General features: G+C 40.4%; 11 protein-coding genes, 1 pseudogene and 1 other annotated feature. All 12 genes and pseudogenes read right to left on the reverse strand.

All coding sequences use genetic code 11. The features are described 5' to 3' along the window. Positions 1 to 120 precede the first annotated feature (120 nt). Positions 121 to 2,202, reverse strand: coding sequence for an elongation factor G (fusA, locus tag QFZ87_RS01700; protein ID WP_309856968.1), 2,082 nt, complete (start codon positions 2,200 to 2,202; stop codon positions 121 to 123). 53 nt (positions 2,203 to 2,255) lie between these two features. After that, positions 2,256 to 2,726, reverse strand: coding sequence for a 30S ribosomal protein S7 (gene rpsG / locus QFZ87_RS01705; protein WP_308081571.1), 471 nt, complete (start codon positions 2,724 to 2,726; stop codon positions 2,256 to 2,258). A 41-nt stretch (positions 2,727 to 2,767) separates the two neighbouring features. Then, positions 2,768 to 3,190, reverse strand: a complete 423-nt coding sequence (rpsL, locus tag QFZ87_RS01710) for a 30S ribosomal protein S12 (protein ID WP_026565517.1) — start codon at positions 3,188 to 3,190, stop codon at positions 2,768 to 2,770. Positions 3,191 to 3,293: 103 nt separating this feature from the next. Further along, positions 3,294 to 3,542, reverse strand: coding sequence for a 50S ribosomal protein L7ae-like protein (locus QFZ87_RS01715; RefSeq protein ID WP_309856973.1), 249 nt, complete (start codon positions 3,540 to 3,542; stop codon positions 3,294 to 3,296). 165 nt (positions 3,543 to 3,707) lie between these two features. Then, complete coding sequence (gene rpoC / locus QFZ87_RS01720; RefSeq protein WP_309856976.1) at positions 3,708 to 7,307, reverse strand: DNA-directed RNA polymerase subunit beta'; 3,600 nt, start codon at positions 7,305 to 7,307, stop codon at positions 3,708 to 3,710. Between the two features lie 97 nt (positions 7,308 to 7,404). Further along, a complete protein-coding gene (rpoB, locus tag QFZ87_RS01725; RefSeq protein ID WP_309856978.1) occupies positions 7,405 to 10,965 on the reverse strand; it encodes a DNA-directed RNA polymerase subunit beta in 3,561 nt (1,186 codons plus the stop codon). A 256-nt stretch (positions 10,966 to 11,221) separates the two neighbouring features. Next, positions 11,222 to 11,822: pseudogene (locus QFZ87_RS01730) on the reverse strand (class I SAM-dependent methyltransferase). Between the two features lie 127 nt (positions 11,823 to 11,949). Then, positions 11,950 to 12,312 (reverse strand): 50S ribosomal protein L7/L12, encoded by a 363-nt coding sequence (gene rplL, locus QFZ87_RS01735; RefSeq protein ID WP_066321249.1) that lies wholly within the window; start codon positions 12,310 to 12,312, stop codon positions 11,950 to 11,952. A gap of 56 nt (positions 12,313 to 12,368) precedes the next feature. Beyond that, positions 12,369 to 12,869: a 50S ribosomal protein L10 gene (gene rplJ, locus QFZ87_RS01740; protein WP_309856981.1), complete on the reverse strand. Its 501-nt coding sequence runs from the start codon at positions 12,867 to 12,869 to the stop codon at positions 12,369 to 12,371. 33 nt (positions 12,870 to 12,902) lie between these two features. Next, positions 12,903 to 13,049, reverse strand: a sequence feature (ribosomal protein L10 leader region). 54 nt (positions 13,050 to 13,103) lie between these two features. After that, a complete protein-coding gene (rplA, locus tag QFZ87_RS01745; RefSeq protein ID WP_309856984.1) occupies positions 13,104 to 13,802 on the reverse strand; it encodes a 50S ribosomal protein L1 in 699 nt (232 codons plus the stop codon). Positions 13,803 to 13,905: 103 nt separating this feature from the next. Next, on the reverse strand, positions 13,906 to 14,331 hold the full coding sequence (gene rplK / locus QFZ87_RS01750; RefSeq protein ID WP_071458930.1) for a 50S ribosomal protein L11: 426 nt from the start codon (positions 14,329 to 14,331) through the stop codon (positions 13,906 to 13,908). 220 nt (positions 14,332 to 14,551) lie between these two features. Continuing rightward, complete coding sequence (gene nusG / locus QFZ87_RS01755) at positions 14,552 to 15,085, reverse strand: transcription termination/antitermination protein NusG (RefSeq protein ID WP_309856988.1); 534 nt, start codon at positions 15,083 to 15,085, stop codon at positions 14,552 to 14,554. Positions 15,086 to 15,117 lie beyond the last annotated feature (32 nt).

Here is a 15,117-nt window from a genome sequence, read left to right on the forward strand (position 1 = left end):
CCTCCTTTGGATTATAAAAGTTTTAAGTATATTAGGTAGAAACTGCGAATATGTTTGTCCATATTTCACAGTTTCTATGCTTACATAAGTAGTTATACTTTAAACAAAGGTGAAAATCAATTATTCACCTTTATTTTTTTTGATAATTTCTTCAGAAACTGATTTTGGAACTTCTTCGTAGTGATCGAAGTGCATAGAGAATACTCCACGCCCTTGAGTACTTGAACGAAGTGCAGTTGCATAACCAAACATTTCTGAAAGTGGAACCATAGCACGAACTACTTGTGCGTTACCGCGTGCTTCCATACCTTCAACGCGGCCACGACGTGCAGTGATTTGTCCCATGATATCCCCTAGGTATTCTTCTGGGATAACAACTTCAACCCTCATCATAGGTTCAAGGATAACTGGGCTACACTTAGACGCAGCATTTTTAAGTGCCATTGAAGCGGCGATCTTAAACGCCATCTCAGATGAGTCAACATCATGGTAAGAACCGTCAAATAGACGAGCTTTAATATCAACTAATGGATATCCAGCAAGAACTCCACGATCTAGTGAATCTTCAAGACCAGCTTGAACAGCAGGGATGTATTCACGAGGAACAACACCACCAACAATTCCGTTTACGAATTCGAATCCTTTACCTTCATCATTAGGTGAGAATTCAATCCAAACGTGACCATACTGTCCACGACCACCAGATTGACGTGCGAATTTACCTTCAACTTGTGCAGAAGCACGGAAAGTTTCGCGATAGGCAACCTGAGGCGCACCTACATTTGCTTCGACCTTAAATTCACGACGCATACGATCAACGATGATATCTAGGTGAAGTTCACCCATACCAGCGATGATTACTTGTCCAGTTTCCTGGTCAGTGTGCGCACGGAATGTCGGATCTTCTTCTTGAAGCTTTTGTAGAGCAGTTGTCATTTTGTCTTGGTCAGCTTTTGACTTAGGTTCAACTGAAAGTTGAATTACAGGCTCTGGGAATTGCATTGACTCAAGGATAACAGGGTTTTTGTCATCACATAGAGTATCTCCAGTAGTTGTATCTTTCAGACCTACAGCGGCAGCGATGTCACCAGCAAAAACCTTAGAGATTTCTTGACGGCTGTTCGCGTGCATTTGTAAGATTCGTCCGATACGCTCACGCTTGCCTTTAGTTGAGTTCTGAACATATGATCCAGATTCTAAAGTACCAGAGTAAACGCGGAAGAACGTTAATTTACCAACATATGGGTCAGTCATAACTTTAAACGCAAGAGCAGAGAATGGCTCTTCATCGCTAGAATGACGTTCAACAAGTTCTTCTTCATCATCAATAGCGTGTCCTTTGATTGCAGGAACATCTAGTGGAGATGGAAGGTAATCAATAACGGCATCTAGCATTAACTGAACACCTTTGTTTTTGAAAGCTGATCCACAAATTACTGGATAGAATTCAACGTTAACAGTACCTTTACGAATCCCTGCTTTTAGCTCTTCTTTAGTGAGTTCTTCCCCACCCAGGTACTTTTCCATTAACTCTTCATCTAATTCAGCTACTGCTTCAACTAGCTTTTCGCGATATTCTTCAGCTTGTGCCATATATTCTTCTGGGATTTCACGAACTTCAATATCAGTTCCTAAATCGTTACCATAGAATACAGCATTCATTTCCACAAGGTCAATGATAGCTTCGAATTCATCTTCAGCACCGATTGGTAACTGAATTGGATGTGCATTCGCTTGTAAACGGTCATGGATTGTACCTACTGAGTATAAGAAGTCGGCTCCAATTTTGTCCATTTTATTAACGAATACAACACGTGGTACACCGTAAGTTGTTGCTTGACGCCAAACTGTTTCAGTTTGAGGCTCAACACCAGACTGTGCATCTAGTACAGCTACCGCACCATCAAGTACACGTAGGGAACGTTCAACTTCAACCGTGAAGTCTACGTGTCCTGGTGTGTCGATGATATTTACGCGGTGGCCTTTCCATTGTGCAGTTGTTGCTGCGGAAGTAATTGTGATTCCGCGTTCTTGCTCCTGCTCCATCCAGTCCATCTGAGAAGCGCCTTCATGTGTTTCACCGATTTTATGAATCTTACCAGTGTAATAAAGAACACGCTCAGTGGTAGTCGTTTTACCGGCATCGATGTGAGCCATGATACCGATATTACGTGTGTTTGCTAAGGAGAACTCTCTTGCCATTTGGTCTTTCTCCTTCCTAGTTTGGAATGAAATATTTTATATTGAAGGTTAGATTACCAACGATAGTGAGCAAACGCTTTGTTTGCTTCTGCCATTTTGTGTGTATCTTCACGCTTCTTAACAGATGCACCAGTGTTGTTAGCTGCATCCATGATTTCATTAGCTAAACGCTCTTCCATCGTCTTTTCACCGCGAAGACGAGCGTAGTTTACTAACCAACGAAGACCAAGAGTTGTGCGGCGATCAGGACGCACCTCAACTGGTACTTGGTAGTTTGCACCACCTACACGGCGAGCCTTAACTTCTAATACAGGCATGATGTTTTTCATAGCTGCTTCAAAAGTTTCCATTGGCTCTTTGCCAGTACGTTCGCGAATAGTATCAAACGCAGAGTAAAGAATTTCTTGTGACTTACCTCTTTTACCGTCAACCATCATTTTGTTGATTAAACGAGTAACTAATTTTGAATTGTAAAGCGGATCTGGTAACACGTCTCTTTTTGCTACAGGACCTTTACGTGGCATATTTTTTCCTCCTTTCAAAGAAGCTATTATTAAAGTTATTATTATTTCTTAGCTGCTTTTGGTCTCTTAGTACCATATTTTGAGCGACCTTGCATACGGTTGTTTACACCAGCAGTATCAAGAGCTCCACGTACGATGTGATAACGTACCCCTGGTAAGTCTTTTACACGTCCTCCACGAATAAGAACAACGCTGTGCTCTTGAAGATTGTGTCCGATACCAGGAATGTATGCAGTCACCTCGATACCATTTGTCAAACGTACACGTGCATATTTACGTAACGCTGAGTTTGGTTTCTTTGGAGTCATTGTACCAACACGAGTACATACTCCACGTTTTTGTGGTGAAGATACATTAGTTTGTGATTTCTTGAAGCTGTTATAACCTTTGTTTAGCGCAGGTGATTTTGACTTTTCCTCTTTTGATTGACGAGGCTTGCGCACTAGTTGGTTAATAGTAGGCATGTATTTTTCCTCCCTTCATTAATTGTAAGCCCACACATCCAGGTGGTTCATTTTTGTGCAAAAACAAAGTTTTTGCAGACTTCTCTATCTACAAAAACAGTTTTTAACGGATAATAGCGACAGCTGCAGCACCAACTTCAATTCCACATGCTTTTCCGAGTTTTTTCATCGAATCTACATATCGAACCGGAACTTCCATGCCAAGAGCTACTTCTACGACTTTAGCTGTAACCTTTGTTTCAGCATCGCTTGCAACGACTAACTCTTGTACATTACCTTCCTTAAGTGCTTTAACTGCTTGTTTTGTTCCTATAACAACCTTTTGTGCCTGTAATACTTTTTCATAAGACATAAATCATATCCTCCAAAGTACCAGATGAATAGGAGCACCTTTGATATAGTATCATCTTACCAAATAGATGTCAACAAATGTTTCGATATTTTATTCAAGACGGCTATTGGTAAATTTTATTCTTAAAATAGGGTACCTGCATTTAAGCAGGTACCTCTATTCTAATTAATCAATTGCAACTGTCTCTTCAGAGGTTGTATCACGAAGAACTGGCTCCGCTTTACGGTAGCGTTGCATTCCTGTTCCAGCAGGAACAAGCTTACCGATGATAACATTCTCCTTCAAGCCAAGTAATTCATCACGCTTGCCTTTGATCGCTGCATCTGTAAGAACTCTTGTTGTTTCTTGGAAGGATGCCGCAGACAAGAATGAATCCGTTTCAAGAGATGCTTTTGTAATACCAAGTAACACCGGACGGCCTGTTGCAGGCAATTTGCCCTCAAGTAACGCCCTTTCGTTAGCATCTGTGAATTGATGAATATCAAGTAGTGTACCTGGAAGTACTTCTGTTTCACCTGCATCACCAACACGGATTTTACGTAGCATTTGGCGAACCATTACTTCTACGTGCTTATCGCCAATTTCAACCCCTTGCATGCGGTAAACTTTTTGTACTTCACGCAATAGGTACTCTTGAACAGATGTAACGTCTTTGACTTTGATTAACTCTTTCGGATCAATTGAACCTTCAGTAAGTTCTTGACCACGAGCAACCTTATCATTGATCGCCACTTTTAAACGTGCTGTATATGGAGCGTTATAAGTACGTGATTCAACTTCGCCTTGAACGACGATTTCATGTTGACGGTCACGGCCTTCATTAATTCCAACAACTACACCTTCAATTTCAGAGATAACAGCTTGACCTTTAGGGTTACGCGCTTCGAAAATCTCCTGAATACGCGGTAAACCTTGGGTAATATCGTCTCCAGCAACACCACCTGTATGGAAGGTACGCATGGTTAACTGTGTTCCTGGTTCACCAATGGATTGTGCAGCAATAATACCAACTGCTTCACCCACTTCAACTTCCTGACCAGTTGCCAAGTTACGGCCATAACATTTCTTACATACACCATGGCGTGTATTACAAGTAAATGCTGAACGAATTTTTACTGTTTCAATTCCTGCACCGACAATGATTTCTGCTAAATCTTCTGTAATTAAACCATTTTCAGGAACAAGTACTTCTTTTGTTTCAGGGTGCTTAATTGCATTACGTGCATAACGGCCAATTAAACGCTCATCAAGGCCTTCAATGATTTCTGTTCCATCTTTTAATGCACTAATTGTAAAGCCACGATCAGTACCACAATCGTCTTCACGGACAATGACATCTTGAGCAACGTCAACAAGACGACGAGTTAAGTAACCTGAGTCAGCAGTCTTAAGGGCTGTATCAGCAAGACCTTTACGCGCACCGTGCGTAGAGATAAAGTACTCTAATACAGTTAAGCCTTCACGGAAACTTGATTTAATTGGTAACTCAATGATACGACCAGCCGGGTTGGCCATCAGACCACGCATACCAGCAAGCTGTGTAAAGTTAGATGCGTTACCACGGGCACCGGAATCACTCATCATGAAAATTGGATTCGTCTTATTTAAGGATTTCATCAGCTTGCCTTGAATAACATCCTTAGCTTGAGACCATATCGCAATTACACGATCATAACGCTCTTCCTCAGTAATAAGACCGCGTCTGAATTGCTTTGTTACGTTATCAACTTTACCTTGAGCTTCTTGTAGGATTTGCTGTTTCTCGCCAAGTACGACAATGTCAGCTACACCAACGGTAATACCCGCTTTTGTAGAATGTTTAAATCCAAGATCTTTCATGCGGTCAAGCATTTTAGACGTTTCAGTAATTTTGAATCGCTTAAATACTTCTGCAATGATATTACCAAGGATTTTTTTCTTGAACGGATCTACTAATGGCATAGATTTGATTTTAGCTAGAATATCTTCACCTTTTTCAACAAAATACTTAACAGGTGTTTCAACTTCTAGGTTATGTCGAGTTGGTTCATTGATATATGGGAATGACTTCGGAAGAATCTCATTAAAAATAAGCTTACCAACAGTAGTTATTAATAGCTTATTATTTTGTTCTTCAGAGAAAGTCTCATTTCCTAATGATCCAGCATGAACCGCTACACGAGTATGGAAATGAACAAATCCATTTTGATAAGCAAGAATCGCTTCGTTTGTATCTTTGAAAATCATACCCTCACCAACTGCACCTTCACGCTCTAGAGTTAAGTAATAGTTACCTAACACCATATCCTGGGAAGGAGTAACAACCGGTTTACCATCTTTAGGGTTAAGGATGTTTTGTGCTGCAAGCATTAATAATCTAGCTTCCGCTTGCGCTTCAGATGAAAGTGGTACGTGAACAGCCATTTGGTCACCATCGAAGTCCGCATTGTATGCTGTACATACAAGTGGGTGAAGGCGAATCGCCCGTCCTTCAACAAGTGTTGGTTCAAATGCCTGGATACCTAATCTATGCAATGTAGGGGCACGGTTCAAGAGAACTGGATGCTCTCTAATAACATCTTCAAGTACATCCCATACATCTGGTGATACGCGTTCAATTTTACGTTTAGCTGATTTGATATTATGGGCTAAACCTTTTTCAACAAGTTCCTTCATAACAAATGGCTTGAAGAGTTCAAGTGCCATTTCTTTAGGAAGACCACATTGATACATTTTTAAGTTTGGACCTACAACGATTACGGAACGACCGGAATAGTCAACACGCTTACCAAGTAAGTTTTGACGGAAACGTCCTTGTTTACCCTTTAACATATGTGAAAGAGATTTTAGCGGACGGTTACCAGGTCCTGTAACTGGACGGCCACGACGACCGTTATCAATCAAGGCATCAACTGCTTCTTGGAGCATACGCTTTTCGTTTTGAACGATGATGCTTGGTGCACCAAGGTCTAATAAACGCTTTAAGCGGTTGTTACGGTTAATTACTCGACGGTATAAATCGTTTAAGTCAGAAGTCGCAAATCTTCCTCCATCCAATTGAACCATTGGACGAAGTTCAGGAGGAATAACAGGCAGTACGTCAAGAATCATCCAATCAGGTTCGTTTCCAGAACCACGGAACGCTTCTAACACTTCAAGGCGCTTAATGGCACGTGTACGACGTTGCCCTTGTGCTGTTTTTAGTTCTTCCTTTAAAATATCTACTTCTTTATTTAAATCGATATCAGAAAGAAGCTTTTTAATCGCTTCAGCACCCATGGCAGCTTGGAATTTGTTTCCGTACTTTTCACGATAGGCACGATATTCTTTTTCAGATAGAAGCTGCTTTTTATCAAGAGCAGTATCTCCTGATTCTGTCACTACATAAGAAGCAAAGTAAATAATTTCTTCTAATGCACGAGGGGACATATCTAGAACAAGTCCCATTCGGCTCGGGATTCCTTTGAAATACCAAATATGAGATACAGGTGCTGCTAGTTCGATGTGACCCATACGCTCACGACGAACTTTTGCACGAGTTACTTCAACCCCACATCGGTCACAAACAACGCCTTTATAACGGACACGCTTATATTTACCGCAATGACATTCCCAATCCTTTGTTGGACCAAAAATTCGTTCGCAGAATAAACCGTCCTTTTCAGGCTTTAACGTACGATAGTTAATGGTTTCTGGCTTTTTCACTTCTCCGAATGACCATGAACGGATTTTATCCGGTGAAGCAAGACCAATTTTCATATACTCAAAATTATTAACGTCAAGCAAGGGGCCTACCTCCCTTTACGATCTTCAGGTTCTACCCTAATGCGAAAAGCGGAAGCGCACACACAGGTTGTGCGCTTCAACTCGTATATTTAATTAATTACTCTTTTGAACCTACTTTTTCAGATTCAAGGCTTGGCGCATCTGGAACAATATTTAACGTATCGACTTGTTGTAAGTCATCCTCGTCTTCCGTATCGCGCATTTCTATTTCTTTTTCATCACCAGATAGGATTTTCACATCCATACCTAAGCTCTGAAGTTCTTTAATTAATACTTTAAATGACTCAGGAACGCCTGGTTCTGGTACATTTTCACCTTTAACAATGGCTTCATATGTTTTCACACGACCAACGACGTCATCTGATTTAACAGTAAGGATTTCTTGAAGAGTATATGCAGCACCGTAAGCTTCAAGTGCCCATACCTCCATCTCTCCGAAACGCTGTCCACCAAATTGTGCTTTACCACCAAGTGGCTGCTGTGTAACAAGAGAGTATGGTCCAGTTGAACGAGCATGAAGTTTATCGTCAACCATGTGCGCTAGTTTAATCATATACATAACACCAACGGATACACGGTTATCGAATGGTTCTCCAGAGCGGCCGTCATATAGGACAGTTTTCGCATCGCGAGCCATACCTGCTTCTTCAATTGTTCCCCAAACATCTTCCTCACGCGCTCCGTCAAATACTGGAGTGGCAACGTGAATATTAAGTGCTCTTGCAGCCATACCAAGGTGAAGCTCAAGCACCTGACCGATGTTCATACGTGAAGGTACCCCTAATGGGTTTAACATGATGTCGACTGGTGTACCATCTGGTAAATAAGGCATATCTTCTTCTGGTAAAATCCTTGAAATAACCCCTTTGTTACCATGTCGTCCTGCCATTTTATCGCCTTCATGAATCTTACGCTTCTGAACGATATAAACACGAACAAGCTGATTAACACCTGGTGGCAGTTCATCTCCATCTTCACGATTGAAGACTTTAACATCATGAACAATACCGCCGCCGCCATGTGGAACTCGCAATGACGTATCACGAACTTCACGTGCTTTTTCTCCAAAGATCGCATGTAATAGACGTTCTTCAGCCGTTAATTCTGTTACACCTTTAGGCGTAACCTTACCAACTAGAAGATCACCATCTTTTACTTCAGCACCTGTGCGAATAATACCGCGTTCATCCAAATTACGAAGTGCATCTTCACCTACGTTTGGAATATCACGTGTAATCTCTTCAGGTCCTAGCTTTGTATCTCGAGATTCTGACTCATATTCTTCAATATGAATGGATGTATACACATCGTCTTTTACAAGACGCTCACTCATAATGATCGCATCTTCATAGTTATAACCATCCCAAGTCATAAAGGCAACAAGAACGTTACGTCCAAGTGCTAACTCACCTAATTCCATTGAAGGACCATCAGCAAGAATTTCACCTTTTTTCACTCGATTACCTACAGCAACGATTGGACGTTGGTTGTAGCAAGTACCTTGGTTAGAACGGATAAACTTTAATAAACGATATTTCTTAAGATCGCCTTTTACTTCTTGGCCATCTACTTCTTTCATTTCACGAACCCAAACCTCACGGGCTTCAACGTGTTCTACGATACCATCAGTCTTACAAATGACGGCTGCACCGGAGTCTTTTCCTGATACATATTCCATACCTGTACCAACTCTTGGAGCCTCTGGCTGCATAAGAGGTACTGCTTGACGCTGCATGTTTGCACCCATCAAGGCACGGTTGGAGTCATCGTTTTCTAAGAACGGAATACAAGCTGTTGCGGCAGAAACAACCTGTTTTGGTGATACATCCATATAATCGATACGGTCGCGATTAACAACAGTGTTCTCACCACGGAAACGTGCAACAACATCTGCATCAATGAACGAACCATCATCACCAAGACGGGAATTCGCCTGTGCGACTACATAGTTATCCTCTTCATCCGCTGTTAAGTAATCGATCCGGCTTGTTACCTTGCCAGTGTCAGGGTCAACACGACGGTAAGGTGTTTCAATAAAGCCGAAACGGTTTACTTTTGCATAGGATGATAGTGAGTTAATCAAACCAATATTTGGACCTTCCGGCGTCTCAATCGGACACATACGTCCATAGTGGGAATAGTGAACGTCACGAACTTCAAAGCCTGCGCGCTCACGTGTTAAACCACCAGGTCCTAGTGCAGATAGACGGCGCTTATGCGTTAATTCAGCAAGTGGATTTGTTTGATCCATGAACTGAGATAACTGAGAGCTTCCGAAGAACTCCTTAATCGATGCAATAACTGGACGAATATTAATTAGCTGCTGTGGTGTGATTGTTGCTGTATCTTGAATAGACATTCTTTCACGTACTACACGTTCCATACGGGATAAACCGATACGGAATTGATTTTGCAATAATTCACCAACAGAACGTAGACGTCTGTTACCTAAATGGTCGATATCATCTGTATCGCCTACTCCATGCAATAAATTGAAGAAGTAGCTGATTGAAGCAATGATATCTGCAGGTGTAATATTTTTAATTGGTTCCGCCACATAGGCATTACCCAATACATTAATTACTTTCTCATTTTCATCACCAGGTGCATAAATCTTAATGCCCTGTAAAGTGATTTCATCCTCAACCACACCGCCAGCAGGATTAAAGCCTTTGAAATTAATGTTCTTTTCAAGTGCAGGGATAATTCTATCTAGGTTTCTTCTATCTAGAACGGTTCCCTTTTCAGCGATAATTTCACCTGTTTCAGGATCAGCAAGCGATTCTGCTAAACGTTGGTTAAATAAACGGTTTTTAATATGAAGCTTCTTATTAATTTTGTAGCGTCCTACATTTGCAAGATCGTAGCGCTTTGGATCAAAGAAGCGAGAAACTAATAAGCTTTTTGCGTTATCAACTGTAGGTGGTTCACCTGGACGTAGACGCTCATAGATTTCAAGAAGCGCTTTATCCACACCTTCTGTGTTGTCCTTCTCAAGAGTATTACGAATATACTCATTGTCTCCAATCAATTCAATGATTTCTTGATCAGAGCCGAAGCCTAATGCACGCAAAAGAACCGTAACGGGCAGTTTCCGAGTACGATCTATTCTCACATATACGACATCTTTGGCATCTGTTTCATATTCCAGCCAAGCGCCGCGGTTTGGAATTACAGTAGCTGTAAATCCTCTTTTTCCATTTTTATCAAGTTTTCCACTAAAGTAAACGCTCGGTGAACGCACTAATTGTGAAACAATAACGCGTTCTGCCCCATTAATGACGAACGTACCTGTTTCAGTCATAAGTGGGAAATCACCCATGAATACATCTTGATCTTTTACTTCGCCTGTTTCTTTGTTCACAAGACGTACTTTTACACGTAATGGAGCAGAATATGTAACGTCCCGTTCTTTTGATTCTTCTACAGAATACTTTGGATCGCCAAGGCTGTAATCAATAAATTCCAGTGATAGGTTACCAGTAAAGTCTTCGATCGGTGAAATATCTTGGAACATTTCACGCAATCCCTCATCCAGAAACCATTGATATGAAGAGGTTTGGATTTCAATAAGATTTGGTAATTCTAAAACTTCACTGATTCGTGCGTAACTTCTTCGTTGGCGGTGTCGTCCATACTGAACTAGTTGACCTGTCAACTGATTCACCCCTCAAATCAAGCGTTTTTTAATAAATCTATTAACGTCTACCGGAAGGAAAAATAACCCTTCTCATTAGACAAAAAGAAAAAGGGTTTTTTACTCAAAAACCACATTTTCACATTTTGACTATTATTTTGTCATCATTTCCTTCTAATCCATATTTTATACTAAAAACTTCAGTATTTTAAGGAATAATTCGGAAATTATTATGATGGCATTTTATAATGCTACCACAACGCAAATTCCCAGTCAACTACTTTATCGCTTTAACAATAAAATAACCTTTGGATTTGTCAATAGTCTCTACTTCGGAAAATAGTGTCTTTAATTTTTCAATGGCAGATGGTGCACCTTGTTCTCTTTTGAATTACTACCCACAGCTCACCATTCGAAACAAGATGATTATAGCTTTGTTCAAAAATATCATGCACTGTCTGTTTTCCCGCTCTTATAGGCGGATTGGTTAGGATTGCAGCGAAATTCATTTCTTTTACATTTATTAACCTGTCACTTTCATACACTTTAACATTTTCGATCTTGTTTAATGCTGCATTTTCTTTTGACAGTTGAATCGCCCGTTCATTCACATCTACCATATGAACCACACGATCATGATACTGTTTCGCAATAGACAAACCGATAGGACCGTAGCCGCAGCCTACATCCAGAACGAATCCTTCTGTCTGAGGCATTTCAAAAGACTCAATTAATAAACGTGAGCCAAAATCTACTTCTCTTTTTGAAAAAACACCGTTATCCGTCTTAAAACGGAAGAGGTTATTTTTTAACGTAAAATCCCAAAATTTCGGATCACTTTCAACCTTCTGGGTACGAGAATAGTAGTGTTCAGACATAAAGCTCACCTCCCGAGGAGTATATAATGAAGAAAAACGAGGAATTCCTTTTAACCATTCAAAGCATTTCCGTTCTTAAAATAGCCAAAAAAAGCCCGCTTATACAGCGAGCTTTTCTATATGGTTATTACTTAACTTCAACGTTAGCTCCAACTTCATCAAGCTTAGCTTTGATTGCTTCAGCATCTTCTTTAGACACGCCTTCTTTGATTGCTTTTGGAGTGTTGTCAACAAGATCTTTTGCTTCTTTAAGACCAAGGCCTGTGATTTCACGAACAACCTTGATAACTTTGATTTTTTGATCTCCAGCGCTAGCAAGGATTACATCAAATTCAGTTTGCTCTTCAACAGCAGCAGCACCAGCGCCGCCAACCATTGCTACAGGAGCAGCAGCAGTTACGCCGAATTCTTCTTCGATTGCTTTTACAAGATCGTTAAGTTCTAAAACAGTCATAGATTTAACTGCTTCAATGATTTGTTCTTTAGTCATGATTAAATTTCCTCCTTAGTTTTGGTTGCATTTTATTTGGTAGGCCTCAGATTAACTTACGCGCCTTGTTCTTCTTTTTGATCTGCCACTGCTTTTGTAGCAAGAGCAAGATTGCGAATTGGAGCTTGTAGTACGCTGAGTAGCATAGAAAGCAAGCCTTCGCGTGATGGTAGGTCAGCAAGAGCTTTAATTTCTTCAGCTGATGCGACGTTTCCTTCAATTACACCCGCTTTAAGTTCAAGCGCTTCGTGCTTTTTAGCAAAGTCATTCAGGATTTTAGCTGGCGCTACTACATCTTCAGTACTGAACGCGATTGCGTTAGGACCTGTTAATGCGTCATTTAAGCTAGAAAGCTCAGCAGCATCAGCAGCACGGCGTACCATTGAATTCTTGTAAACTTTAAATTCAACGCCTGCTTCGCGAAGTTGTTTACGAAGTTCAGTTACTTCTCCAACTGAAAGACCACGATAATCAACAACGACAGTTGATACACTTGCTTTTAACTTATCAGTAATTTCGTCAACTATTTGTTTTTTTACTTCGATTGCACTGCTCATCTTTACACCTCCTGTAGTTTATCTACATTTATACCAGGCAAGTAAAAGCCTCCATATCAATCATAAGACATGGAGGCAGCATACAACAGCCGAAAGTTTTCAGCCAATTCTATCGCATTACCTCGGCAGGTTATTAAGCTATAATGCCCCTGCTGTCTACAGTACAAATGTTTATTATATTAAACAACAAAATACATTATATAAAATGCATTTCAGAATGTCAATTGGTAAAAATTACTTAGCTACAACTGAAGAAGGATCTATCTTCACACCAGGTCCCATAGTTGAAGCAACAGTAACGTTCTTCATATAAGTTCCTTTTGCAGCTGAAGGTTTAACTTTAAGCAATGTTTCAAACACAGTTTGGAAGTTTTCAACAAGCTTTTCGTTTTCGAAAGATGCTTTACCGATTGGTACATGAATGTTACCAGACTTGTCAACACGGTATTCAACTTTACCTGCTTTGATTTCGTTGATCGCTCTTGTTACATCAAATGTAACTGTACCTGTTTTAGGGTTTGGCATTAAGCCTTTAGGTCCTAATACACGTCCAAGTTTACCAACTTCACCCATCATGTCAGGAGTTGCTACGATTACATCAAATTCAAACCAACCTTGTTGGATTTTGTTGATGTATTCAGAATCACCTACATAATCAGCACCAGCTGCTTCTGCTTCTTTCACTTTCTCACCCTTTGCGAATACTAAAACGCGTTGAGTTTTACCAGTTCCGTTTGGAAGCACAACTGCACCACGGATTTGTTGGTCAGCTTTCTTAGGATCAACGCCTAAGCGGAAAGCCACTTCAAGAGTAGCGTCAAATTTTGTGTAGTTAGTTTTCTTCGCAAGATCAATTGCTTCTGCAACTGGGTATGCTGTTAAACGATCTACAAGCTTTGCAGCTTCTAAATACTTTTTACCTTTTTTAGCCATTTTTATTTCCTCCTAGAATGTGGTTTTAGCGGAATAACCTCCCACGAATAAAGGTTGCGTAATAACGCAACCCCACTCATTACAACAATAAAACTAACATGGATTAATCTTCGATTACGATACCCATGCTGCGTGCAGTACCTTCAACCATGCGCATTGCTGCTTCAACGCTTGCTGCGTTTAGGTCAGGCATTTTTTGTTCCGCAATCTCGCGTACTTTATCACGCTTTACTGTTGCTACTTTATTACGGTTAGGTTCACCTGAACCAGACTGGATTCCAGCTGCTACTTTCAAAAGAACGGCAGCAGGAGGAGTTTTCGTAATAAATGTAAATGAACGGTCTTCAAATACCGTGATTTCAACAGGGATAATCAAACCAGCTTGATCTGCTGTACGGGCGTTAAATTCTTTACAGAATCCCATGATATTAACACCTGCTTGACCTAATGCAGGACCAACCGGTGGCGCTGGGTTAGCTTTACCAGCAGGGATTTGCAATTTAACCATTTTAATTACTTTTTTAGCCACGAGACACACCTCCTTAAAGTCCGTGATGTGGTTAATGGGGTATTTACCCCTCCCACTCAACAATAGTCTTTATATTATAATCATAAAGAACTTTACAAAAGTCTTGTCTCCATTGGAGACATACTGACCTATGAAATATTACCACTTTTTAAAAATGATTTCAAGTTTTTTTACAATGTCAGATTATTTTTCTTTAAAAAACGCCTTATTAAGGTAGTTCTTACAGTTTCTCAATCTGTGTAAAATCAAGTTCAACCGGAGTATCTCGGCCAAACATATTTACAAGAACTTTAAGTTTCGCTTTGTCCTTGTCCATTTCTTCAATAGATCCAGTGAAGTTGGCAAAAGGGCCTTCTTTTACGCGGACCGTTTCACCAATTTCATAATCAATATCCACACGTTTTTCTTCTACGCCCATGCGCTTCAGTAACACTACTACTTCTTCTGGCAGTAATGGTGTTGGTTTTGAACCTGAACCAGCCGAGCCAACAAACCCAGTGACACCTGGTGTATTACGTACGACATACCAAGAATCATCTGTCATGACGATCTCAACAAGTACATATCCAGGGAATACTTTACGTTTTACTACCTTTTTCTTACCGTTTTTGATTTCTGTTTCTTCTTCTTCTGGAACAACTACGCGGAAGATTTTATCCGACATGCCCATTGATTCGACACGTTTTTCTAAGTTGGCCTTTACTTTATTTTCATAACCTGAGTAAGTATGAACTACATACCAATTCTTTTCCATTTAAGAGGACTGACGTCCGTCCCTCCCTATTT

It is taken from the genome of Bacillus sp. SLBN-46, from assembly GCF_031453555.1.
In the GTDB taxonomy this organism is placed as follows: Bacteria; Bacillota; Bacilli; order Bacillales; family Cytobacillaceae; genus Neobacillus.